We start from the raw sequence: 23,723 nt of genomic DNA on the forward strand, positions 1-23,723 counted from the left end.
GGCATCAGGAAAAGGGCGGCGTTTTTATCACGTCGCCCTTTTTGCATGTTCCGATCATGACAGCCTCAGCGACAATCCATTCCGACACCACCCGCCAGCAGGCGGATGCCTGGCAGCACCAGACGTCGCTGCGCCGGCTCTATACGGTGCTCGGCGTCGGTCTGCTGCTCGCAGCCATGATCGCCAGCATGTGGTTCGCCGACGAAGCCAATGCCGGCCATTTCTTCGAGCGCCTGCCGCACATCCTCGATTTCCTGAGCTGGCTGATCCCGAAGGACTGGAACGATGTCTGGCGGGCGCTGTTCGATTTTGCCTCGCCGAGTGACAAGGGCACGCAGGAGTTCAACTTCCCGCTCGGCCGCGTCTATGTCTGGGGCGGCTTCTACATCCCCGAATATTTCGAGCTCATGCTGACCACGGTGAACGTAGCGCTGGTCTCGACCTTCATCGGCTTCGTCTTCGCCGTGCCCTTTTCCTTCATCGCCGCGCGCAATCTGACGCCGCATCCGGCGCTGAGGCTCGTCGTCAAGCGCTTCATGGAACTGTTGCGCGCCTTCCCCGAGATCGTCATTGCCGGCCTGTTCGCGGCTATCGTATCGACCGGCCCGATCGCCGCCATCATCGCCATTGGCCTGCATTCGATCGGCGCGCTGGGCAAGCTGTTTTACGAGGTCAACGAAAACATCGACATGCGGGCCGAGGAAGGCCTGCGGGCAGTCGGCGCCAACTGGTTCGAGCGGGTGCGCTTCGCCGACCTGCCGCAGGTGCTGCCCAATTTCATGTCCTACACGTTGCTCAGGATCGAGATCAACGTGCGGGCCTCTACCATCATCGGCGCCGTCGGCGGCGGCGGCATCGGCGAGGAATTGAAGCTCTCCATTTCGGGCGGCTTCGGCGCCAAGACGCTTGCGCTGGTGCTGCTCCTGTTCACGACCATCTTCCTCATCGACCAGTTCTCCGCCTGGCTCAGACGCAAGCTGGTTGGCGAGCAGGCCTTCCTGATGGGTGCCGCCTAATCATGACCATGACAGTCGACGAGATCAGAGCCATCGAGGAACGCTTCCCGCAAGTGTTCCGGCGACCGCTCTACAAGCGTTTCTGGCCGCTGTTCCTGGTCGCCGGCACCATTCTCTATCTCATCTACGCCTTGTGGTTCTTCAGCCTGCCGCAGGTGATGAGGGAATCGCATTGGGAGCGCCTGCCGCTCTTCCTGTCGCAATGGATCAGCTACGACCTGCAGCCGGAATTCCGGCTGGACCAGCCTGAGATCGCGCCGAAATATCCGCGCTTCTCAGCGCTCGGCGAACACCCCAATCCGGACTGGGTGATCAGGAATTCCGACGGCAGCTTCACCGTGCAGATCGATGGCGAGGCCAAGTCCGTCACTTTCGACAAGACAAGGGCGACGATCGTCGCGAACGGCCAGGCCGTGCCGGTGTCGCTCACCAGCGGCAAACCGGTGGTGGAAGGCCCGGTACCGGACTGGATCACCGTGCATGATGACGAGGTCGTCGCCAGGATGGGCTTCGTCGGCGAGGTGCGCGTCACCGTCGACCGCGTCAAGATACGCAAACGCTTCCTCGGCTGGGCGAATTTCGTCTTCGACACGCGCTCGCCCTTCTTTGGCAAGTCGGCGCGTGAAGTGTTCTCGCTGATCGTCTCCGGCCCCGAGCTGCGGCCCGGCACGTCGAACCTCGCCTTGGCCGCCGACAACATCTGGAACAACTCTCAATGGCAGCATGGCGATGTCTGGACCAAGCTTTTGCAGACCATCGTCATGGCCTTCCTTGGCACGCTGCTCGGCGGCATCGTTGCCTTCCCGCTCGCCTTCTTCGCCGCCCGCAACATCACGCCGAGCGGCCTGCTCAGCCAAGTGCTGAAGCGCTTCTTCGACTTCATGCGCTCGGTCGACATGCTGATCTGGGCGCTGTTCTTCACCCGCGCCTTTGGGCCCGGGCCGCTCGCCGGCAGCGCCGCGATCTTCTTCACCGAGATCGGCACGTTGGGCAAAACCTATTCCGAGGCGCTGGAGAACATCGACGACAAGCCGCGCGAAGGCGTGCTCTCGACCGGCGCCAACGGCCTGCTGGTGCAGCGCTACGGCGTGCTGCCGGAAGTGGTGCCGATCTTCATCAGCCAGACGCTCTACCAATGGGAATCCAACACCCGTGGCGCGACCATCATCGGCGCCGTCGGCGCCGGCGGCATCGGCCTGAAGCTCTGGGAAGCGATGCGCACCAATTCCAACTGGGCCAACGTCTTCTACATGGTGCTGCTGACGCTGCTCGTCGTCTTCGTCTTCGACAACATCTCGAATTTCCTGCGCCGCAGGCTCAGCCGCACGCTGCATGACTATAACCGGCTAGAGGCGGCGCAGGGGTAGCCTTGTGACGCAGAAGCGCAAGCATCGTCTCGCCCGGCGCCAAAGGGTCGACCCCCACTCCGTCGAGCTTCGCTCGACACCTCTCCCCCGATCGACGGGGTAGAGGAAAGGCGCAAGGCTTTCCGAGCCGCGCCTGTCCTCGAAGGCCGAGGCTTTCTTCCTCTCCCGGCGCCACCAGGCTCCCTTTCCTCTCCCTCCGGACGGGGGAGAGGTGGCTCGGCGAAGCCGAGACGGAGTGGGGGAACCACCTGGCAACCGTTGCGAACGCAAATAGAAAATGGACCAGGCGCAGGGCCCTAAGCCGCCTTCTTCCACCCGTCCTTGATATGCCTAAACCCTTCGCGATAGACCGCCTCGGGGCTCTCGGCGAAATCGCGCCACACCTTGGTCGCCGCCGCGAGGTCCTTCAATGAGCGGCCGAAGGACTCGATCGTCAGCCAGTCGTCGTAGCCGCTCTTGCGGATGGCGGAAAACGTCTCCTTCCAGAGGATATGACCGCGCCCCGGCACGCCGCGGTCGTTCTCCGAAATATGGACATGGACGACATTCCTGCGGTTGCGCGTATAAGCGCCGATCGGATCGGCTTCCTCGATATTGGCGTGGAAGGTATCGTACATCGCCTTGATGTGCGGCCGGTCGATTGCGTCGACATGTTCCGACAGGTCGTCCATCGTGTTGACCAGATAGCATTCGAAGCGGTTGAGCGCTTCGAGCCCGATGGTGACGCCCTTCTTGCCGGCATGGTCGCCGATGGCGCGCTGCGAGGCGACCGAGCGCTTCTTCTCCGCCGCCGTGGGCCCGCTGCCGGAAAAGGTGCCGAGCGTCGAGTGCAGCGGCCCGCTCAGCCTGTTCGCGCCAAGGGCCGCACTGCAGTCGATCGCCCATTTCATGTAGTCGATGCCGGCCTTGCGCGTCGCCGCAATCGGCGCGATCAGGTTCATCGCCGGATCGCCCATGGCCGAGACCGCCGTGCGCTCCAAGCCGACACGGTCGAGCATCTCGCCGAGCCTCTTGTAGTCGTCAGGCCGGCCGGCGAAGACCGGTATCTCGACGCCGTCGAAGCCCGTCGCCTTGATGTCCTTCAGCAACGCCTCGTGCTTCTTCGAGACGCTCGTCGTCCACAAGAACATGCACATGCCGATTTTCATCGACACCTCCCCCATCACCTTCGACCAAGGGTGATGAGATTCAGGTCAGGCCGAGCCGAAAACGGTGGTTTCCGAGAACCGGAGCGGAGCGTACTTAAAGCACGTGAGCACCGGAAGCCGCCGTTAGCAGGCCGGCATCACCTGAATATCGTCGCCCCTACAGTTTCGTCCACGCCCCGTTCTTCTTCGACGACTTCACGCAGGCCTCGATGAAGGCCATGCCCTCGACGCCGTCCGCGATGGTCGGGAAGACGACATCCTTGGCCAGCTTGCCGCCTTTCTTCCGCGCCGCGCGGATGGCGCGGGCGGCCTCCTGGTAGATGTTGGCGAAGCCTTCGAGATAGCCTTCCGGATGACCGGACGGCACGCGCGTCACGCGCGCAGCCGCAGGCATCGCGCCCGCGCCGGCGCGCGTGAGCAACTGCTTCGGCTGGCCGAACGGCGTGTACCAGAGATAGTTCGGGTCGGCCTGCACCCATTCGAGCCCGCCCTTCGAGCCGTAGATGCGCAGCTTCAACCCGTTCTCGTGGCCGGGCGCCACCTGGCTGGCCCAGATCATGCCCTTGGCAGGATGCGCCTTGCCGACAGGCTTGAAGCGCAGCATGACGTTGACGTTGTCGTCGAGCTGTCGGCCCGGCACGAAGGCGTCGAGATCGGCCGACAATGAATCGAGCTCGAGCCCCGAGACGAAGCGGGCGAGGTTGTAGGCATGCGTGCCGATGTCGCCGAGCGCGCCGCCGGCGCCGGCCTGCTTCGGATCCGAGCGCCATGATGCCTGCTTCTGGCCGGTGGCCGCGAGGTCCTCGGTCAGCCAGTCCTGCGGATATTCCGACTGCACGATGCGGATATCGCCGAGCATGCCTTTGGCCACCATCTCGCGCGCCTGGCGGATCATCGGATAGGCGGTGTAGTTGTGGGTGAGCACGAACACCTTGCCGGCCTTCTCGACCAGGGCCGCAAGCTTCTTCGCCTCGGCGAGCGAGGTCGCCAGCGGCTTGTCGCAGATGACGTGGATGCCGGCCTCGAGGAAGGCCTTGGCCGCCGGCACATGCACGTTGTTGGGTGTGACGATCGCCACCGCCTCGATGCCGTCCGGGCGCTTGGCTTCCGCTTTCGCCATCTCCGCATAGGAGCCGTAGCTGCGCGACGGATCGAGCCCGAGCTCGGCGGCCGAGGCCTTGGCGCGCTCGGGATTCGCCGACAGCGCACCCGCGACCAGCACGAAATCATTGTCCATACGCGCCGCGATCCGGTGCACCGCGCCGATGAAGGCGCCCTGCCCGCCGCCGACCATGCCATAGCGGATCGGGCCGCCTCCCGTTTCCGACTTCGATGCGCCGACCATTTTTTGTACTCCCTCGTTGTTGCTTGCCTCTCTCTTAGGAGAGGAGGTCAATCCACGTAGCGGATCGTGTGGGTCGCCGGGCGTGGAGCTCGGCATGAACCGACCCCGCCCGGCGCTTCGGGCCACCCCCTCAAGGGGAGAGGAAACGGGTGCTAGATTCCCATCATCGCGCGCAAGAGCTTCTTGTCGCTGGTGCCGCCGGCGAAATCGTCGAAGGCCCTCTCCGTCACCCGGATAATGTGGTGCTGGATGAAGGGCGCGCCTTCTGCAGCGCCGTCCTCGGGATGTTTCAGGCAGCATTCCCACTCCAGCACCGCCCAGGAATCGTAGTCGTACTGGGTAAGCTTGGAGAAGATGCCGCTGAAATCCACCTGGCCGTCGCCGAGCGAGCGGAAGCGTCCCGCCCGGTTCACCCAGCCCTGGTAACCGGAATAGACGCCCTGACGTCCCGTCGGGTTGAACTCGGCATCCTTGACGTGGAAGGCCTTGATCCGCTCGTGGTAGATGTCGATGAACTCGAGATAGTCGAGCTGCTGCAACAGGAAATGCGATGGGTCGTAGTTGATGTTGCAGCGCTTGTGGCCGCCGACCGCGTCGAGGAACATCTCGAAGGTCGCGCCGTCGAACACGTCCTCGCCCGGATGGATCTCGTAGCCGACATCGACGCCGTTCTCGTCATAGACGTCGAGGATCGGCTTCCAGCGCTTGCCGAGCTCGGCGAAAGCCTCCTCGATCAGCCCCGGCGGCCGCTGCGGCCAGGGATAGAGGTAAGGAAAGGCGAGCGCGCCGCTGAAGGATACCGAAGCCTTGAGGCCGAGATTCTTCGACGCCTTGGCGCCGAACTCCATCTGCTCGACCGCCCATTTCTGCCGGGCTTTCGGGTTGTTGTGCACCTCGGCCGGCGCGAAGCCGTCGAATTGCGCGTCATAGGCCGGATGCACCGCAACGAGCTGGCCCTGCAGATGCGTCGACAACTCGGTGATCTCGACGCCTGCATCGGCGCAGATGCCCCTCACCTCGTCGCAATAGGCTTTCGACGATGCCGCCTTCTTGAGGTCGAACAGGCGTCCGTCCCAGGTTGGGATCTGCACGCCCTTGTAGCCGAGCCCGGCCGCCCATTTTGTGATCGAGGCCAGCGAATTGAATGGCGCGGCGTCGCCCGCGAACTGCGCCAGAAACAGGCCGGGACCCTTCATCGTCGTCGGCATCGGCATCCTCCCTCTCTCGTTTTTCGTAACCAAGCATAGCGCCGATTGGAGTGAGGGCCAGCCTGTTCGATCATTTGCTATGGCGCCAGAGCACGGCGCCATTCTGGTATTACCAAATCCGGCTATTTGGTCAAGCGGAAGGAAATGGCCGAAAAGCAGCGGACATGATCACACAGGAAAGGTTTAGTACATTGAAATCAATAAATTACCTTACAGGCAAAGGCTCATGGACGGTCTCCTTGCCGTTCATGAGAATTTGCTGTAGAGGTCTTGTCAGACCCAATTGGTCGAACCAGTTTCGATAAAAACCGCTGGAACGCCGTGGGGAGGAGATCATGCGGCGGGCTCATCGGAGGACGCCGCCCAAAAACGTGACAGGCGAATTCTGGGAAGGATAGACCATGCATCTTTCGACGCACAACTGGATGCGGGCGGAACCGCTGGAGGTGACGCTCAAGCGCATCAAGAAGTTCGGCTATGAATCGATCGAGATTTCCGGGGAACCCGCTCAATACAAGATAAAGGAGACGCGCGCGCTCCTGAAGGAGCACGGTATTCGTTGCTGGGGCGCGGTGACGCTGATGCTGGGCGAACGCAACCTCGCCGCCAAGAACCAGGGTCAGCGCGAGCGCTCGGTGCAATACGTCAAGGACGTGCTGACCATGGTGAGCGAGCTCGACGGCGAGATCATCACGCTGGTCCCCGCGACCGTCGGCAAGGTGGTGCCGGACGGCACCGAAGCGGAAGAATGGGGCTGGGTGGTAGACGCCACGCGCGAATGCTTCGCGCACGCCAAGAAGGTCGGCGTCAAGATCGCCGTCGAGCCGCTCAACCGCTTCGAGACCTACCTCTTCAACCGCGGCGCCCAGGCGCTCGCCCTTGCCGACGCGGTGAGCCCGGAATGCGGCGTCTGCCTCGACGCCTACCACATCCACATGGAGGAATTTAACGTCTACGACGCCATCCGTCAGGTCGGAAAACGCCTCTTCGACTTCCATGTCGCCGACAACAACCGCTTCGCCGCCGGCCTCGGGCAGATCGACTGGCCGAAGATCGTCGGCACGCTGAAGGAGATCGGCTATGACGGCGCGCTGACCAACGAGTTCGTCGCGCCCGTCGATCGCACGCCCGCCGCGCCCTACCCGGAGATGGTGGAGCGCAACCCCGTCGACATCTCGCCCGAGCAGCTCAAATTCATCCAGGATCACGGCTCCAGCGTGCTGACGGAGAAATTCTACACCGACCAGATGCGCATCACCGCCGAAACGCTGCTGCCGCTGATCAAGTAGCCGATCGAAACTTAGATGCGTATCAAAAGCGTCCAGGCCTGGTGGGTTCGCATACCGATCGAAGTCGCGAAGCAGCATCGCAGCGACTTCGGTCAGGTGACGACGTTCGACGCCGCGATTCTGCGCATCGAGACCGATGACGGCCTGGTCGGTTGGGGCGAGGGCAAGAACGCCGCCGGCAGCGCCGGCAGCTATGGCGCGCTGGTCCACATGCTGAACCACGAGATTGCGCCGCAGCTCATCGGCCTCGACCCGGCCGATATCGGCATCATCTGGGAGATGCTCTACAACGGCGTGCGCTATCAAACGGCCGCCCATGCCGGCCATGCCATGCCGCAGCTGGCGAGCCGCGGCATGAGCGTGGCGGCGATCAGCGCCGTCGACATCGCGCTCTGGGACATCCTCGGCAAGTCGCTCGGGCAGCCGGTGTGGCGGCTGCTCGGCGGCCGTAAGGTCGAGCGCATGCAGGCCTATGCCTCGGGCGGTTGGGCCGCGGCCGACGCAATCGGCGAGCAGCTCAAGTCCTACATCGCCAGGGGCGGCTTCAAGGCACTGAAGATGCGTGTCGGCGCCATGGACGGCGCACCGCATATCTCGGCAGCCCGCGTCCGCGCCGCCAGGCAAGCGATCGGTCCCGGCGTCGAGCTGATGGTCGACGCGCATGGCACCTACACCGTCGCCGAGGCGAAGCGCTTCATCAGCCTGACCGCCGATCTCGACCTCGCCTGGTTCGAGGAGCCGGTGATCGCCGACGACAAGCCGGGCATGGCCGAGGTGCGTGCCTCGGGCTCGACGCCGATCGCCACCGGCGAGAGCGAGGCGACGCGCTATGCGTTTCGCGATCTCGCGGTGCTGAAATCAGCCGACATCTTCCAGCCTGATCCCGCCTTCTGCGGTGGCATCAGCGAGGCGATGAAGATCGGCACCATCGCCAGTGCCTTCAACCTGCGCTTCGCGCCGCATCTGTGGGCCGGCGCGCCCTGTTTCTTCGCCGGCTTGCATGTCTGCGCGGCTTCGCCCGCGAGCTTCACGGTCGAATATTCGCTCGGCGCCAATCCGATGATCCACGATCTCGTCGAAGAGACTGTCGAAGCAAAGGACGGTATGATAGCGATCCCTGAAAAGCCTGGATTGGGGTTCACCGTTTCGGAGCCATTCCTGGAGGCGCACGCGCAACGCATTTGACGATGAAAGAAAAGAACCTTCTCGCGGAACTCGCCGCCTATCTGTTCTCCAACTCGGACAAGGAGTCGGGCCGCACGCCGTCGGAGCGCGAGCTGGCGGAACATTTCGGCGTCAGCCGCGGGCAGATCCGCGAGGCGCTGGCGATACTCGAGGCCATGCGCATCGTCGAGCGCCGCGCCAAATCCGGCATCTATATCGACACCAAGCAGGCCAGCGTGGAAGCGTTGGCGCTTTTCGCCCGCGCGGGCCTGCCGCTCGACCCGGTGCAGATCTACGAGACCGTCGAGCTACGCAAGATCCACGAGATCAAGGCGGCCGAGCTTGCTTGCTCGCGCGCCACAGAAGAGAATTTCGAACGGCTGCGCGAGATCCTGAAGGCGTCGGAAGAGCGCATCGCCGCCGGCGAAGGCCTCGCCAAGGAAGACCGCGAGTTCCACCTCGAGATCGTGCGGGCGACCAAGAACGGTGTCTTCCACAACATCTGCAGTGTCTACTACCTGATGGGCGAGCAGCGCCTGCCGATCTATTTCAACGATCCCGAGCGCAGCGTGCGCTCGCATGCCGAGCACATCCAGATCTACGAGGCGCTGCTGCGTCGCGACGGCAATCTGGCCCAGGCGCTGATGAGCGCCCATCTGCAGGGCGCCGAGAGCTACTGGAAGGGGATCATCGAAGGTCGCTGGGTGGAACCGAAGAGCGCGACGCTCGAAAAGGCCTAGCGCATGTTGCCCAAAAGCGCGCAGCGGTCTTGGGAAACCTACATGCACAAAAAAGAACCAAAGCCGGCCGCCTGAGCCCTTTTCAGCGCGACCCGCTTTGGAGCATTTTGCAGCGTTATCGCTTGGCTTCGCAGAAACGCGGCTGAAACAACCAGGACCCCGATGCGTAAGATCCTGTCGACGCACCCGCTGCACCCACGCGCCACGGCCATGCTGGCCGGGGCTGGCCGGTTGGCAATCGCTTCCGCGCTCGATGCCAAGACGCTAGCGGCCGAAGCCAGGGATGCCGACATCGTCATCGTGCGCGCGCCGCTACCGCCGGAGCTCTTTCCCGGCGCCAAGAGCCTGCGTGCCGCGATCCGCCACGGCGCGGGGCTGGACATGATCCCGCTAGAAGCGGCCACCGCCGCCGGCGTGCTGGTGGCGAATGTGCCGGCGGTCAACGCCCGCTCGGTCGCCGAGCATGTGATGTTCGTGACGCTCGCCCTGCTTCGGCGTTTTCGCGTGGTCGACCGAGATCTGCGGGCCAAGGGCTGGCTCGCCGGGCGCGAACACGCCAATTCCAGCAGCGAGCTTGCCGGCAAGACCATCGGCATCGTCGGCCTCGGCGCGGTCGGCCAGGCCGTCGGCCATATCGCCGCGCATGGTTTCGACCTCAACGTCGTTGCGACCACACGCAGCCTGCGCCCGGCGCCCGAGCGCGTCGGCTTCCTGTCGATCGACGCGCTGGTCGAGCAGAGCGACATCATCGTTCTGTGTTGCCCGCTGACCGAGGAGACGCGCGGCCTGATCAGCCGCGAGCGCATCGCCCGCATGAAGCCCGATGCGCTTTTGATCAACGTCTCGCGTGGGCCTGTGGTGGACGACGAGGCGCTGATCGAAGCCCTGCGAAAGGGCCGCATCGGCGGGGCCGCACTCGATGTCTTCGCAACCCAGCCGCTGCCGCCGAACCATCCCTATTTCGGCTTCGACAACGTCATCGTCACCCCGCATATGGCCGGCATCACCGAGGAATCGATGATGCGCATGGGCGTCGGCGCTGCAGGCGAGGCGTTGCTGGTGCTCGCCAACAAATTGCCGGTCAACCTGCGAAATCCGGACGTGATCGACCACTATCGCCGGCGCTTCCCGGCCGACTGACGCTCGTCGCCTGCCTCAATTTTCCCGGATTTGACGAAGACCTTCCCGCCATGACCAAAAATGTCGCGCGAGCCCTTCTGATCGCTGGCTTCTGCCTGTCGGCGGCCGAGGCTCGTACTGCCGGGCAAGGCAGCTACGTGCCCTGCGACAACGGCCTGCGCTGCGTGATGGCGCCCTGCCCGTCCAACAGCGCGCTCGACCTCGCCTCCGGCACGATCATCAAGGGCGTCTCGATCGACATCGACGGCCTGCCGCAGCAGGACAAGGCGCTCGACCTCGCCGAGAAGCTCTATGCCGGCAAGGTCGTCGTTGCCGGCACGATCGAGAACCGGCCACATATTTTCAACGGCAAGCGGTACAGCCTGCCGACGCTGGTCGCGACCGGAATCGAGCGCGCCGCGAAGGACACCGAACGCGGCCATTGCTCATCCCGCTGAGCCGCAACCAGGTCCGGCCTTCAATCCTTCAGCAAAACCTCCATCGCCGCCGCAACGGCCAACAGATGCCGGTCATGGCCGTGCCTCGCCACCAGCATCAACCCGGCCGGCAGCGCCAAGCCCGGCATCGGTAGCGAGATCGCGCAGAGGTCGAACTGGTTTGCGACCTGCGTGTTGCGCAGCAACAGGCCTTCCGTCGTGTCGCGAAGCTCTTCGTCGCCGGCCATGGCGGCGATCGACGGCGCGACCATCGGCACGGTCGGCAGCACAAGCACATCGACCGCTGCCAGCCGCTCGTCCATGGCGGCGACCAGCGCCGTGCGGTGGCGGATCGTCCGAATGTAGACGGAAGCGGGAATCGTCAGCGCACGCGACATCGGGCCCGTGACATGCGGATCGACCGGCACCGGCGCGCCGGTGGTCAGCCAGTCGGCATGCACCTCCGCGCCTTCGATTGCCGCGATCGTGGCGCGCTTGGTCGCCGCGCGCATCCCGGCGATGAGATCGTCGATCGGCAAGTCGGCGACGCGCGCACCAGCACGTTCCATGCTGCGGACACTTCGGTCGAAGGCCTCGGCAACCTCGGCTTGCGTCTCGCCGAAGAGCACGCCGCGCGGAATGCCGACGCGCAGGCCGGCAAGCGAGGTCGGCTCAAAAACCGCCGGCTCCTCTCCCGCCATGATGGCGTCGGCAATCGCGCAATCGGCAACGCTGCGGGCGAGCGGGCCGATCGAATCCAGCGTCGCCGACAAGGGAAATGCGCCTGCCAAAGGCACTCGGCTCGCCGTCGGCTTGAAGCCGACGACGCCGTTGAGCGAGGCCGGGATGCGCACCGAGCCGCCGGTGTCCGAGCCGATCGAGATCTCGCTCGTGCCCTCGCCCACCACGACGCCCGCGCCGGACGACGAGCCGCCCGGGATCAGACTGGCATCGCGGGCATTGCCCGGCGTACCGTAGTGAAGATTGTCGCCGATGGCGGTGAAGGCGAATTCGGTCATATTGGTCTTGCCGAGGATCACCGCACCCGCCCGGCGCAGCCGGCGCACGATTGCCGCGTCCTCCGGGGCAGGCTGCGCACTGGCGCGCATCAGCGAGCCCGCCCTGGTCGGCTCGCCGGCGACGTCGAACAGATCCTTGATCGAGATGATGACGCCATCGAGCGGCCCGAGGTTGACGCCGGCTTTGCGGCGGGCGTCGGCCGCATCGGCTGCCGCGCGTGCCGCCTCGGCATAGAGCTTGGTGTAGACCTTCTCGCCGCCGGCGCGATTGGCAAGACGTGACAGGATGATTTCGAGGCGGTCGCGGACGGATTGCATGTCGATGTCGGACTCCGCAAGGATGCAACGTCTTTAAGGCAATTCCAGCAGGAGTGTGTAGCGGTTTTCCCGCCCGGAATTGCGTTGGAACAACCACTTAACGCGGCCGCCGGCCGGCGCAAGGGATAACCCGGCAAGCGTGCCTCTGCACCTGCCAGCGAGAGGAAGATGCTGATGCTGTACAAAGGCGGCTGCCACTGCGGCAAGGTGGCGTTCGAGGTCGAGGGCGAGCTTGGCGGCGCGGTACGCTGCAATTGCTCGATCTGCGCGCGCAAGGGCGCACTGCTTTGGGCCGTGCCGCACGCCAGCATGCGTCTGGTCGCCTGGGGCGACGACCTCGGCAGATACACCTTCGGCAAGGGTTCGATCGCGCATCGCTTCTGCCGCACCTGCGGCATCCATCCCTTCGCCGAGGATGTCGGCCAAGGCAGCGAGCGCAGCGCCTACATCAACATCAATTGCCTCGAGGACGTCGACCTCGCCGCGATGCAGGTCTTCGAGTTCGACGGCCGTTCGGCTTAGGCAGCGCCGGACACCCCAGGCCCTAGCAGGAAGGCAACCATTGCCGCGAGCGACGTGGCCGCTCATTGCAGACGCAGGCGCTCGGCACGCCGGCACCATCGACCAGCAAGCCTTGATGGAGATCAAAGGGCGATTCTCGGACCGCCGCTATCTTGCCAATAGGCTTGGTCGAGAGGACGCAATGAACAGGCGAACGATGCTCACAGGCGCAGGCGTTGCGTTTGTCGCGGCGGGCGCCGGTGTTGCCGGCTGGCAAACGGCGGTCGGATCGATGGCCCGGTATGAGGATTTCGCCGCCGGATTGCGTGGCCGTCTGACGCCCGATCTTGAAGCCGTGGTCCGTTACGCCACCCTGGCGGCCAACAGCCACAACACGCAGCCCTGGCGGTTTCGGTTTGACGAGCAAGCGATCGAGATCCGGCCTGACTTTCGGCGGCGGACTCCCGTCGTCGACCCTGACGACCATCATCTCTATGTCAGCCTGGGATGCGCTGCGGCCAACCTCGCGCTCGCCGCGGCGGCGAACGGCCGTCCCGGCGGGGCCTCGCTCGCGGCGGATGGCGGCGGCGTCCGTTACGACTACCTCGCTGGCGCGCCGAAGGCGGACCCGCTGGTCGACGCCATCCCGAAACGCCAATCGACGCGCGCCGAATACGATGGTCGCGCGGCTCCTCCGGTTGATCTCGTTGAACTTGAGAGAACGGCTGCGATGCCGGGTGTAAGCCTCGCGCTTGTCACGGACCGGGCACGGATGAAGCGGGTGCGGGATCTTGTCCTTGCCGGCAACAAGGATCAGATGAGCGACCCCGCCTTCATGCGGGAATTGAAGCAGTGGTTACGGTTCAACCCGCGCAGCGCGATGGCGAGCGGCGATGGGCTCTTCTCGGCCTCGAGCGGCAATCCGGTGCTGCCGAGCGGCTTGGGTCGGATCGCGTTCGACCATCTGTTCGACGTCGCGCAGCAAAATCAGAACTACGCCCGTCAAATCGACTCCTCCGCCGGTATCGCGATCTTTTTTGCCGAGCGAGCGGACCATGATCACTGGATCAGGGTCGGCCAGGCGTGCCAGCGCTTCGCTTTGACCGCGACGAGCCTGGGGCTCAAGAGCGCCTTTATCAATCAGCTCGTCGAGGTCGCCCGCTTGCGCGCCGACTTGGCGGCGATCGTTGGCGAGACGCGGCGGCCGGACCTTGTAATGCGGTTTGGATACGGACCCACCTTGCCGTTTTCGCCAAGGAGGCCGGTGGTTTCGGTTATCGGATGAAGGTGTCGGGCAGCAATGGTCGGTGTTGCCGGGGGCAGCTTGTTCCGTTGACCAATGGCATCGGCCCGGAGCCCTGAGGGCCTCGGGCCGACACGAAGACTACTGCGCCTGCCTCGGCCCGATGGCGAAAGTCACCAGCGCCGCGAGCAGTGTCGCCAGCGCGCCATAGGCGAAGGCGCTGGCGACGCCGGCATGGTCGACGAGCAGGCCGCCGAAGACCGCGCCCAGCGCGATCGCCACCTGGAACGTTGCGACCATCAGGCCGCCGGCGCTCTCGGCCTGGTCGGGCGCGGCGCGCACCAGCCAGGTCTGCAGCCCGACCGGCACGGCGCCGAAGGCGAAACCCCATGCGGCAACGGCGATGGCCGCGATCGCTGGCGATGCGCCGAGCGTGAGCATGACGAGCGCCGACAGCGCGATCAGCAGCGGCGCCAGCCCGACCGCAAGCTTCAGGCTGCGCTCGGCCAGGAAGGCGCCAGCGAAGTTGCCGAAGAAGCCGCCGATGCCGTAGGCGAGCAGCACCAGGGAGATGGTCTCGATCGGCATCACCGGCACCGTCTCCAGGAACGGCCGAACGTAGGTGAAGCCGGCAAACTGTCCCGAGGCGACGAGCAGCACCACCGTAAGAGCCGCACGGATCGTCGGCCTTTTCAGCACCTCGATCAGGGTGCGGAAGCTCGCCACGGCCGTCGGCGGCAGGCTGGGAATGGTGGCAAGCTGCACCAGCAAAGTCAGCGCCCCGACAACGGCCGCGATCATGAAGGCCGTGCGCCAGCCCCAGATGTCGCCGACATAGGCGCCGACCGGAGCGGCGGTGACGGTGGCCACCGAAACGCCGGTCAGGATGATCGACATGGCGCGCGGCACCAGCCGCATCGGCACCAGCCGCATCGCCATGGCGGCCGACATCGACCAGAAGCCGCCCAGAGCGATGCCCAGCACCACCCGGGCGAGAAGCAGCACGCTGAGCGACGAGGCGAAGGCGGCAAGCAGATTGGAGACGATCAGAAGCACGGTGAGGATCCACATCACCAGCCTGCGGTCGAGCCGCTTGGTGACGATGGCCATGGTGGGGGCCGCGATCGCGCCGACAACGGCCGTCGCCGTCACCGCCTGGCCTGCGGCGCCCTCGCTGACGCCGAGGTCCTGCGCCAGCCGCGTCAGCAGGCTGGCGGGCAGGAACTCGGCTGTCACCAGGCCGAACACGCCGAGCGCCAGCGACACCACCGCGCCCCATACGGGCTCGGCTCGTTCTTCGGGTTCGGTTCTGTCGAGAGCGGCGGCGTCGATGACGCCCGTGGCGGGTTCGGTCATGGGAAATCTCCGGAAAGTTGCAGCGCAACACTTGGCTGCAACGCAACATAGGAGGTGACGGTTTGGAGTTTCCATGCTAGAAACGCCGAAATGAATTACAATTCGTCCAAGACCGCATTGCCGGCATCCGGCGATCCGCTGACCGACATGCTGCGCGGATTGCGGCTCGACGGCGTCGATTATGGCCGCTGCGTGCTGGGCGAGCCGTGGGCCGTTTCCTTCCCGGCGCAGAAGGCGGCGCGTTTCCATTTCATCGGGCAGCAGGGCTGCTGGCTGTTCTCGCCGGCCAAGGAATGGATCGAGCTCTCGGTGGGCGACGCGCTGCTAATCCCGCGCGGCGACGAGCACGTGCTGGCCAGCGCTCCGGGCGTGCCGCCCGTGCCGATCGGCCGCTACAGCATCGAGCCGCTGTGCGAGAACATCTACGACGTCTCGAACGGCTGCGACGGCTGCAAGACCTTGCTGTTTTGCGGCAGCATGCATTTCAATCTCGACGGCTCGCATCCGCTGCTCGACATGATGCCCGACCTGATGCAGGCGCATAAGCTGATGGCGAACGCGCCGGGCATCCAGCACCTGCTCGACGCCATGGCCGGCGAGGTGACGATGGACCGGGTCGGCTCCGGCGGCATCCTGGCTCGGCTCGCCGACGTGCTCGCCGCCACGATCATCCGCTCCTGGGTGGAGAACGGCTGCGGCGACGCCACCGGATGGATCGCCGCCGTCCGCCACCCGGACGTCGGCAAGGTGCTTGCCGCCATTCATCTGCAGCCGGACCGTGACTGGACGGTCGAGGCGCTGGCGAGAATGATGGGAGCCTCGCGCTCCGCCTTCGCGCAGCGCTTCGCCACCGTGGTCGGCGAGACGCCGGCCAAATATGTGCTGCGTGTGCGCATGCACCAGGCGCGGCAGTGGCTCGCCCGCGACGGCATGAGGGTCTCGGTGGCGGCCGCGAAACTCGGCTACGATTCGGAAGCCTCCTTCAGCCGCGCCTTCAAGCGGGTCATGGGCGTCGCCCCGAGCCATCTGCGCAACGCCGGGGGCAGCGAGCAATCCTGACACCCGCAGCCAGCCGGTTGCCGCCCTGGAGGAATTGCCAAGTCTTTTGGACGACCCGCCATTCCCCATCGGCCGAGGCCGCATAGGCTGGCCGGCGGAGGAAACCGCCATGGCCAATGACCTTGCACCGCTCGCGCTTGCCGCGCTCGCCATCCTTCCCGGACAGGCATTCGCGCTCGAAGACAGCTATCTGCCCGCCGACAAGATCCCTTATGTCGTCGAAGCGCCGGACCAGCCGCAACGCCTGGGCCCGCTATGGGGCGAACGGGCCAAAGGCCCGGCTGGCACGTTGCTGAAGGTTCCCGGCAACTGGCGCGCGCCGGTCCATGCGCACACGGCGGACTATCGCGCCGTGGTGATCAAGGGCCTTTGGGCGCATTGGCAGATGCAGGGCGGCGAAGCCACCAAGGTCGAGTTGCCGCCGGGCTCCTACTGGACCCAGAAGGCCGACGAGATGCATGACGATGCCTGCCTTTCGGACACCGAATGCGTGATCCTTTTGATCAACGACACGCCTTACGAGACGTACCTGCCCAAATAACTCCGAGCGGTGGCGGTCGGACGAACGGCTGGCCGCTATCCCGCATGCCGCAGGCTCACCCCGCTCCCCTTGTCGAACATCACCACCTTGTCCGGATTCCAGGCAAAGCGCACCGGCTGCTCGATCTCGACGGCGGTCCTTGCCGGCACGGTGGCCCTCAGCATCGCGTCGCCGACCCTCAGCGTCACGATCTTCTCTACGCCGTGGTTCTCGACATCGTGGACGCGTGCCTCGACCGGCGCGCCGCTCTCCAGATAGACATCCTCCGGGCGTATGCCGAAGACGAGCGGGCGACCGTCGGCCGCACCGCCCGTCCTGGCTCCCCCTGAAAGCGGCAATTCGAAATTCATCGGCGCCATCACCGCGCGATTTTCGACCAGCTTGCCGTCGATGAGGTTCATCGGCGGCGAACCGACGAAGCTCGCCACATAGGTGTCGCGCGGATTGTTGTAGATCTCCTGCGGCGTGCCGGTCTGGACGATGCGGCCATGATTGAGCACGCCGACCTTGTCGCCCATCGACATCGCCTCGATCTGGTCGTGGGTGACGAACAGGAAGGTGGCGCCGAGCTGCATCTGCAGGTTCTTCAATTCCGTGCGCAGCGCCTCGCGCAACTTGGCGTCGAGCGCCGACAGCGGCTCGTCCATCAGGAACACCCGCGGCTTGCGCACGATCGCCCGGCCGATCGAGACGCGCTGCATCTCGCCGCCGGAGAGCCGGTCGGTCTTGCGGTCGAGCAGATGCTCGATGCGCAGCGTCTTGGCGGCGCGCGCGACCCGGTCCTTGATCTCGGCGTCAGGCAGCCGCCGGATCTTCGGCTTCAACGGGAATTCGAGGTTCTCGCGCACCGTATAGCGCGGATAGAGCGAATATTGCTGCAGCACCAGCGCAACGTCGCGCTCGGCCGCGCCCCACCCGGCGACGTCAACGCCGTCGATGAAGACCTGGCCTTCGGTCGGCTTTTCGAGCCCGGCGATCAGCCGCAGCGTCGTCGTCTTGCCGGCGCCGGTCTCGCCGAGCAGCACGAAGAACTCGCCGTCGGCGATGTCGAGGTTGAGCCCGGTCAGCGCGGTGTGGCCGCCGAACTTCTTGGTGACGTTCTTCAGTTCGATATGGGCCATGTCTACCGTCTCGATTTCGCTTCGAGGGCGATCTGCCCTCCGCTATGGCTCCGGGCGTTCGATTGTTCGAAAGGCCAAATCGTTGGCCTTTCGTGTCCTTCGGCCATCACAATCTCACTCCCAGCGACTTGCCGCTTGCCGTGTCGAAGAAATGCGCCTGCTCCGGATCGATGCGGGCATGGACCTTCTCGCCGGGACCCGAGACATAGCCTGCCTTGGTGCGGGCGCGCAGCATGCTGGAGCCGACCTTGAGGTCGACAATGTCGAATGATCCGAGCGGCTCGATGATCTGCGCCTCGACCGGCATGTAGCCCGGCGCGGCGTCGTGGCGCACGAGCACGCCCTCCGGACGGATGCCGAGCGTCAGGCCACCGTTGGAATGCCCGTTGAGCTTGGACAGGAGCGCGCGCGGGAACTCGAAGCCTTTGGGCGCGCCGCCGACCATGACGCTGGCGGCACCTGCCTCATCGGCAACGTTGGCCTCCGCGATGTTCATCACTGGGCTGCCGACGAATTGCGCCACGAACAGGTTGGCTGGATGCGAATAGACCTCGTCCGGCGTGCCGACCTGCTGGATGAACCCCTCATGCATGATGACGATGCGGTCGGCGAGGCTCATCGCCTCGATCTGGTCGTGCGTGACATAGATCGTGGTCGAACCCTGCTTGACATGCAGCCGCTTGATCTCGGCCCGCATCTCCTCGCGCAGCTTGGCGTCCAGCGCGCCGATCGGCTCGTCCATCAGCATCGCCTTCGGGCGCCGCACCAGAGCGCGGCCGATCGCCACGCGCTGCATGTCGCCGCCCGAGAGCGCCGACGGCTTCCTGTCGAGCAGGTCGGTGATGCGCAGCACGCGGGCGACCTCACGCACCGCCTTGTCGACCTCGCCGCCGCTCATGCGCGTGGCGCGCAGCGGAAAGGCGATGTTCTCGAACACCGTCATATGCGGGTAGAGCGAGAAGGACTGGAACACCATGGCAATGTCGCGGTCGGCGGCCTTGAGGTGCTGCACCGCCTTGCCGTCGATCAGGATGTCGCCCTGATCGATCGTCTCCAGCCCCGCTATCGCGCGCAGCGTCGTGGTCTTGCCGCAGCCCGACTGTCCGAGCAGCACGATGAACTCGTTGTCCGCAATGGCGAGGTTCAGATTGTGGATGACCTGGACGGCGCCGAAGAATTTCTCGATGCCGCGAAGTTCTATCTGCGTCACTGCCGGGCTCCCTCATGCGTCGCGGCGCCGGTTTCCTCGCCGCGCTCCGGTGCAATCTTGGACGTGATGTTGAAGCCGATCAGCCCGATCAGGATGATCGTGACGCCGTAGGAATGCAGGCTGAGGCTCCATGGCTGGCAGAGCGCAATGATGCCCAGCACCATGAGGATCTGCGAGGCCGGCAAAAGGTATTTTTCGTTGATCGCGCGAAAACTCATTTGCGGATCGCTCCGAAGGTCACGCCGCGAAGCAGGTGGTTGCGCAGCAGGAAGGTGAAGATCGCCACCGGCAGCAGGAACAGGAAGGTGCCCGCCGCGATCGTGGTCCAGTCCGGCAGGCCGGAACCGATCTGCGAGGGAATGAAGGGCGGCGCCGTCTGCGCGCGCCGGTTTGTCATGATCAGCGCGAAGGCGTACTCGTTCCAGGCGGTGATGAAGCAGAACACGGCGGTGGCGGCGATGCCGGTCGCCGCTTCCGGCAGCACGATCTTGAAGAAGGCCTGCATGCGCGTGTAGCCGTCGACAAGCGCCGCCTCCTCATATTCCTTCGGGATTTCGTCCATGAAGCCCTTCATCAGCCAGACCGAGAAGGACAGGTTGAAGGCGACATAGAGGATGATCAGACCGATATGCGAGTCGTTGAGGCCGACCGCCCGGTACATCAGGAACATCGGGATCGCCACCACCACCGGCGGCAGCATGCGCGTCGACAGGATGAAGAACAGGAGATCCGCCTCGCCGGCGATCTTGAAGCGCGAGAAGCCGTAGGCGGTGAAGGTTCCCATGCCCACCGCAAGCACCGTGCTGATGACCGCCACGATAAGGCTGTTCATGAACCGGTCGGGATATTGCGAAAGCTGCACGTCCTTGCCGACCTTCAGCACCCGCTCGCCGCCGTCATAGATGCGCTTCTCCCACCAGGGCGCGGCTTCGTAGACTTGCGGGTCGACGGTCTTCTGCATCTGCACGCGCTTGGTGAAGAGCCGCACGAACGGCGTCACCTCGGGCTGGAAGAGGACGGTGGGCGGCACGCTGACCGCCAGTTCCTTCGGCTTGAAAGCGGTGGAAGCGATCCAGTAGATCGGCGCCAGGAAGACCAGCGTGGCGATCAGCACCGCGGCGATTGCAACGCGGTTCAGCGCAATCTCGGAAGAAGTGCGGACAGCGGCCATCTCAGCGCTCCTTCACCTTGTTGAGATACTTCACGTAGAGGTTGGTGATAGCCAGAACCATGATCAGCACGATGTAGGCCAGCGCGCAGGACTTGCCGGTGTCCCACTGCTGGAACGCCTGCTTGTAGAGCCGGATCGCGATGAGTTCGGCGGTCGGCTGCGTCGTCATCGTGTATGCGATGTCGAAGGTCTTGAAGGCTTCCATGGTGCGGAAGATCAGCGCGATCAACAGGATCGGCGAGACCAGTGGCAGGGTGATGCGGGTGAAGGTGTACCACCAGCTGGCGCGGTCGATCGCGGCCGCCTCGTAGAGATGCTGCGGCACGGCCGAGAGGCCGGCAAGCGACAGCAGCATGACGAAGGGTGACCACATCCAGATATCGGTGATCGCGACCGCATAGAGGGCGCTGTCGGAATTGGAGAGCCAGGCGAAGTCGCCGAGGCCGAAGACGTAGTTGATGGGCCCCCAGGACGGACTGTAGAGCAGTTGCCAGAACAGGCCGACCACCGCCGCCGACATCATCATCGGCAACAGCAGGAGCGTGGTGATCAGGCCCTTCATCGGAAAGCTGCGGTTGAGCAGAAGCGCAAGGCCGAAGCCCACGATCATCTGGCCGGCCACGGATACGATCACGTATTTCGCGGTGATGACGAAGTTCGACCAGATGTGGTCGTCGGTGAGCAGCTCGCGATAGTTCTGCAAGCCGACGAACTGCCAGGGCTCGCTGCGGTTCGCTGCGAAGTTGGTGAAGGAATAGCCCAGCGAATAGATCAGCGGGAAAATGTTGAAGACGATCAGGAAAACCAGCGTTGGGATGATGAACATATTGCGGATGGTCAGATCCGACCAGCCGCGGGTGGCGGCCCTGGAGGCAGGATCAAGATGTGTGAGGGCTACCGAAGCCAACGGTCGTTCTCCCTGAAAACAGGAATGCCGGAGGGGAAACCCTCCTCCGGCATTCTGACTGTGATGCTTATTTGTAGCGGTTGTACTTGGTGAACGTCGCCTTCCAGTCGGCGGCGGTCTTGTCGAGCGCTTCCTGGGCGGTGCCCTTGCCGCCGACCACGAACGGATAGATGTTCTGGTTCAGCTGATCGAGCACCTCGGCATACTCAGGCGTCGCCCAGAAGTCCTTGACCATGAACATCGTGTCGTAGAACGCCTTGTTGTAAGGCGTGGCGTTCTGGAAGGCTTCCGACTTCAGCACGGCCTGGCTGCAGGTGTAGCCGCCGAGCTCGGCCCACTTCTTCTGGGTCTCGTCCTTGATGAACCATTCCAGGAACTTCATCGCCTCGTCCTTGTTCTTCGAGTACGAGACGACTGAAATTCCCTGGCCGCCGAGGGCGGCGAAGCGCTTGCCGTCCGGACCGGCCGGATTGGCAAAGAAGCCCGTCGCGTCGGCATAGGGGTTGGTGGCCTTGTTCACCAGCGGCGGGAAGAAGGCGAAGAAGTTCATGCTCATCGCGGCGAGGCCGCCGGTGATCGCCTGGTTGTCTTCCACGAAGAAGGTCTTGCCCCAGCCGGGAGGGGTGAACTTGTAAAGTTCCTTGTACATATCGAGGCCGGCGGCAGCTTCTTTCGAATTGGTGATGCCGTCGACCTTGTAGGTTGCATAGTCGCCGAGATCGCCGCCATAGCTGAAGATGGCGCTTTCGACGCCCATCGCCATCGCGTCATAGGAGTTGTCGGTGTAGATGGCGATGCCGTAGCGCTTCTGGTCCGGACGGTGGAAGAACTCGGCGATGTCGCGTAGCTGCGCATAGGTCGTCGGTACGGCGAGGTCGTAGCCGTACTTGGCCTTGAAGGCTTCCTTCTCCTTCGGATCCTCGAACCAGTCCTTGCGGTAAGACCAGCCGATCGCATCGCCTTCCAGCGGGATCGCCCAATACTTGCCGGAACCGCCCGGGTATTCGGCATAGTATTTGATGGTCGCCGGCGCCATCACGTCGCCAAGCTTGTGCTGGTTGAAGAAGTCGGTCAGGTCTACATAGTGGCCCTGCGTCGAACCGGCGCCCAGCCATTGCGAGTCGCCGACCACCATGTCGTAGGCGTCGCCATGCGCGTTGAACTCGGTGAAGGCCTTGGTCTGGAAATCAGGCCACGGCGTGGTCTGCACCGTGACCTTCACGCCGGTCTCGGCCGTGTAGTCATTGACGAGTTCCTGCAGATAGTTCGCCGGATCCCATTCCGCCCAGAAAATGGTGAGTTCCTTGTCTTGCGCGCGGACGGATGTTCCGCAGGCAAGCGCCAAGCCGATACCAGCGACCACGCTGGTCACTATCTTGCGCATAGTTTTCCTCCCTTGTGCGCATTCTACCTTGTCATGCGAGCCGGCAGCGTGGTCGGCCCTGGTAGTTCCTCCCGTGATGGCACTTTCCGGTTTTTGAGCCTCACGCTCTGCCGGAAAAAATGGATCGCAGCCCTCCTTTCGATCCGCTTTACACGTCCTGATCTGGTATTACCAATTCAAGAGGGTCGTCAAGCTCTTTCTTGGACGCTCAAAAACGGCCCCGCAAGCGGAGCGCGATGATATCTGTCTGTTTTCGCTTATTTTTCCTACTCCTTGATACGAGGAGGCCTTGCTTCCGGCGATGCATCACAATTATTGCTGGCAACAGACCCTTCAATCTGGTCGAACCAGATTTGAGACATCCCATCTAGGGCGATGCCGAAACTCCAGGCGCTTTCGCCGCCGATTCTGCCATCGCCGCGCGCACCAGCGCGCCCGCCGCCCACTCGGCGACCGACATCATGTCACGGCTCTCCAGCCCCCAGATGTCCTTGAGCACGATCAGCACTTCGACGCCGAACATCATCGACAGCGCCTGGGCGAGACGCTTGAATTTGCGGGGCGGCAATTGCCCTTTGAGCGGCGCGATCGCGTCCTTCAGAAGATCGACGCGATGGCCGCGGGTGAAGGCCGGCTCGGTGCCCAGCGTGCCCGCCTGCCGCCGTGCCCACTGGTCGAGCGAAAGCTTGAGCGCGGCCTTAAACGTCGCCTCGAAAGCCTCGATGCGCGGCATGGCGCTGGCGAACAGCTCAGCCACCCGCCGCTCCGGATCGTTCGAAGCGGATTTCCAGGTCAGGATCGGGCCGAGCCCCTCGTCGACGACCGCCTGCACCAGCGCTGCCTGGCTTGGGAAATAGCGGTAGGCAGTGGCGCGTGACACTTCCGCCGCCTCGGCGACTTCGCTGACCGAAGGCGTGACACCGGACTGCATCAGCCGCGTCGCCGTCTCCAGCATCAGGCGCCTGGTGCGCGCGCGCGGCCCCTTTTCGGCTGCTGGCACTTGCCCGGCGTCGTCGTTGGCGGCGGCTTGTTGACGTGAGACATCCATGTCAATACGATA

23 protein-coding genes are annotated in these 23,723 nt (G+C 64.3%); 11 read left to right on the top strand and 12 right to left on the bottom strand.

Annotated features, from left to right (window positions below; all coding sequences use genetic code 11):
• Positions 1–56 precede the first annotated feature (56 nt).
• Together phnE (EN853_RS15995) and phnE (EN853_RS16000) are read left to right on the top strand one after the other, a co-directional pair.
• Entirely contained in the window at positions 57–1,016 is a 960-nt protein-coding gene (gene phnE / locus EN853_RS15995; RefSeq protein ID WP_127860720.1) for a phosphonate ABC transporter, permease protein PhnE, read from the top strand.
• Positions 1,017–1,024: 8 nt separating this feature from the next.
• On the top strand, positions 1,025–2,383 hold the full coding sequence (phnE, locus tag EN853_RS16000; RefSeq protein ID WP_167524495.1) for a phosphonate ABC transporter, permease protein PhnE: 1,359 nt from the start codon (positions 1,025–1,027) through the stop codon (positions 2,381–2,383).
• 296 nt (positions 2,384–2,679) lie between these two features.
• On the opposite strand, the gene EN853_RS16005 is transcribed toward phnE (EN853_RS16000), so the two are convergent.
• The 3 genes from EN853_RS16005 to EN853_RS16015 form a co-directional block, all read right to left on the bottom strand.
• Entirely contained in the window at positions 2,680–3,531 is an 852-nt protein-coding gene (locus EN853_RS16005; protein ID WP_127860722.1) for a sugar phosphate isomerase/epimerase, read from the bottom strand.
• A 157-nt stretch (positions 3,532–3,688) separates the two neighbouring features.
• Positions 3,689–4,876, bottom strand: coding sequence for a Gfo/Idh/MocA family oxidoreductase (locus tag EN853_RS16010; protein WP_127860723.1), 1,188 nt, complete (start codon positions 4,874–4,876; stop codon positions 3,689–3,691).
• A 152-nt stretch (positions 4,877–5,028) separates the two neighbouring features.
• Positions 5,029–6,084 carry a sugar phosphate isomerase/epimerase gene (locus EN853_RS16015; RefSeq protein ID WP_127860724.1) on the bottom strand — a complete coding sequence of 352 codons (1,056 nt, stop codon included), beginning with the start codon at positions 6,082–6,084 and terminating at the stop codon, positions 5,029–5,031.
• Positions 6,085–6,485: 401 nt separating this feature from the next.
• On the opposite strand from EN853_RS16015, the gene EN853_RS16020 reads away from it, so the two are divergent.
• The 5 genes from EN853_RS16020 to EN853_RS16040 all read left to right on the top strand — a co-directional run bounded on the left by EN853_RS16020 (position 6,486) and on the right by EN853_RS16040 (position 10,854).
• Positions 6,486–7,373 carry a sugar phosphate isomerase/epimerase gene (locus EN853_RS16020; protein WP_127860725.1) on the top strand — a complete coding sequence of 296 codons (888 nt, stop codon included), beginning with the start codon at positions 6,486–6,488 and terminating at the stop codon, positions 7,371–7,373.
• Positions 7,374–7,388: 15 nt separating this feature from the next.
• Positions 7,389–8,558: a mandelate racemase/muconate lactonizing enzyme family protein gene (locus EN853_RS16025; RefSeq protein WP_127860726.1), complete on the top strand. Its 1,170-nt coding sequence runs from the start codon at positions 7,389–7,391 to the stop codon at positions 8,556–8,558.
• A gap of 2 nt (positions 8,559–8,560) precedes the next feature.
• Positions 8,561–9,277, top strand: a complete 717-nt coding sequence (locus EN853_RS16030) for a FadR/GntR family transcriptional regulator (RefSeq protein ID WP_126087539.1) — start codon at positions 8,561–8,563, stop codon at positions 9,275–9,277.
• A 162-nt stretch (positions 9,278–9,439) separates the two neighbouring features.
• On the top strand, positions 9,440–10,417 hold the full coding sequence (locus tag EN853_RS16035; RefSeq protein WP_127860727.1) for a hydroxyacid dehydrogenase: 978 nt from the start codon (positions 9,440–9,442) through the stop codon (positions 10,415–10,417).
• A 50-nt stretch (positions 10,418–10,467) separates the two neighbouring features.
• Positions 10,468–10,854 (top strand): hypothetical protein, encoded by a 387-nt coding sequence (locus EN853_RS16040; protein ID WP_245517020.1) that lies wholly within the window; start codon positions 10,468–10,470, stop codon positions 10,852–10,854.
• Positions 10,855–10,874: 20 nt separating this feature from the next.
• On the opposite strand, the gene EN853_RS16045 is transcribed toward EN853_RS16040, so the two are convergent.
• Complete coding sequence (locus EN853_RS16045) at positions 10,875–12,170, bottom strand: amidase (protein WP_127860728.1); 1,296 nt, start codon at positions 12,168–12,170, stop codon at positions 10,875–10,877.
• 174 nt (positions 12,171–12,344) lie between these two features.
• On the opposite strand from EN853_RS16045, the gene EN853_RS16050 reads away from it, so the two are divergent.
• Both EN853_RS16050 and EN853_RS16055 read left to right on the top strand, forming a co-directional pair.
• Entirely contained in the window at positions 12,345–12,692 is a 348-nt protein-coding gene (locus EN853_RS16050; RefSeq protein ID WP_127860729.1) for a GFA family protein, read from the top strand.
• Between the two features lie 181 nt (positions 12,693–12,873).
• A complete protein-coding gene (locus tag EN853_RS16055) occupies positions 12,874–13,956 on the top strand; it encodes a nitroreductase family protein (RefSeq protein ID WP_127860779.1) in 1,083 nt (360 codons plus the stop codon).
• 99 nt (positions 13,957–14,055) lie between these two features.
• Here EN853_RS16055 and EN853_RS16060 read toward each other — a convergent pair whose 3' ends face one another.
• The gene (locus tag EN853_RS16060) at positions 14,056–15,270 is read right to left on the bottom strand and encodes an MFS transporter (RefSeq protein ID WP_127860730.1); all 1,215 of its coding nucleotides are present in this window, start codon (positions 15,268–15,270) and stop codon (positions 14,056–14,058) included.
• A gap of 90 nt (positions 15,271–15,360) precedes the next feature.
• On the opposite strand from EN853_RS16060, the gene EN853_RS16065 reads away from it, so the two are divergent.
• Both EN853_RS16065 and EN853_RS16070 read left to right on the top strand, forming a co-directional pair.
• Positions 15,361–16,329 (top strand): AraC family transcriptional regulator, encoded by a 969-nt coding sequence (locus EN853_RS16065; protein WP_127860731.1) that lies wholly within the window; start codon positions 15,361–15,363, stop codon positions 16,327–16,329.
• A gap of 109 nt (positions 16,330–16,438) precedes the next feature.
• On the top strand, positions 16,439–16,870 hold the full coding sequence (locus tag EN853_RS16070) for a DUF4437 domain-containing protein (RefSeq protein WP_127860732.1): 432 nt from the start codon (positions 16,439–16,441) through the stop codon (positions 16,868–16,870).
• Positions 16,871–16,905: 35 nt separating this feature from the next.
• Here the strand turns inward: EN853_RS16070 and EN853_RS16075 are convergent, their stop codons facing one another.
• The 7 genes from EN853_RS16075 to EN853_RS16105 all read right to left on the bottom strand — a co-directional run bounded on the left by EN853_RS16075 (position 16,906) and on the right by EN853_RS16105 (position 23,711).
• A complete protein-coding gene (locus EN853_RS16075; RefSeq protein ID WP_127860733.1) occupies positions 16,906–17,991 on the bottom strand; it encodes an ABC transporter ATP-binding protein in 1,086 nt (361 codons plus the stop codon).
• 106 nt (positions 17,992–18,097) lie between these two features.
• Complete coding sequence (locus EN853_RS16080; protein ID WP_127860734.1) at positions 18,098–19,201, bottom strand: ABC transporter ATP-binding protein; 1,104 nt, start codon at positions 19,199–19,201, stop codon at positions 18,098–18,100.
• Positions 19,198–19,419 (bottom strand): hypothetical protein, encoded by a 222-nt coding sequence (locus tag EN853_RS16085; protein WP_127860735.1) that lies wholly within the window; start codon positions 19,417–19,419, stop codon positions 19,198–19,200. The genes EN853_RS16080 and EN853_RS16085 overlap by 4 nt, the downstream gene beginning before the upstream one ends.
• On the bottom strand, positions 19,416–20,372 hold the full coding sequence (locus tag EN853_RS16090; protein ID WP_127860736.1) for a carbohydrate ABC transporter permease: 957 nt from the start codon (positions 20,370–20,372) through the stop codon (positions 19,416–19,418). Before EN853_RS16090 ends, EN853_RS16085 begins: the two co-directional genes overlap by 4 nt.
• Position 20,373: 1 nt before the next feature.
• A complete protein-coding gene (locus tag EN853_RS16095; RefSeq protein WP_127860737.1) occupies positions 20,374–21,279 on the bottom strand; it encodes a sugar ABC transporter permease in 906 nt (301 codons plus the stop codon).
• 67 nt (positions 21,280–21,346) lie between these two features.
• Positions 21,347–22,663, bottom strand: coding sequence for an extracellular solute-binding protein (locus tag EN853_RS16100; RefSeq protein ID WP_127860738.1), 1,317 nt, complete (start codon positions 22,661–22,663; stop codon positions 21,347–21,349).
• A gap of 367 nt (positions 22,664–23,030) precedes the next feature.
• Positions 23,031–23,711 (bottom strand): TetR/AcrR family transcriptional regulator, encoded by a 681-nt coding sequence (locus EN853_RS16105; RefSeq protein WP_127860739.1) that lies wholly within the window; start codon positions 23,709–23,711, stop codon positions 23,031–23,033.
• Positions 23,712–23,723: the final 12 nt, after the last annotated feature.

It is taken from the genome of Mesorhizobium sp. M1C.F.Ca.ET.210.01.1.1, from assembly GCF_004791585.1.
In the GTDB taxonomy this organism is placed as follows: Bacteria; Pseudomonadota; Alphaproteobacteria; order Rhizobiales; family Rhizobiaceae; genus Mesorhizobium.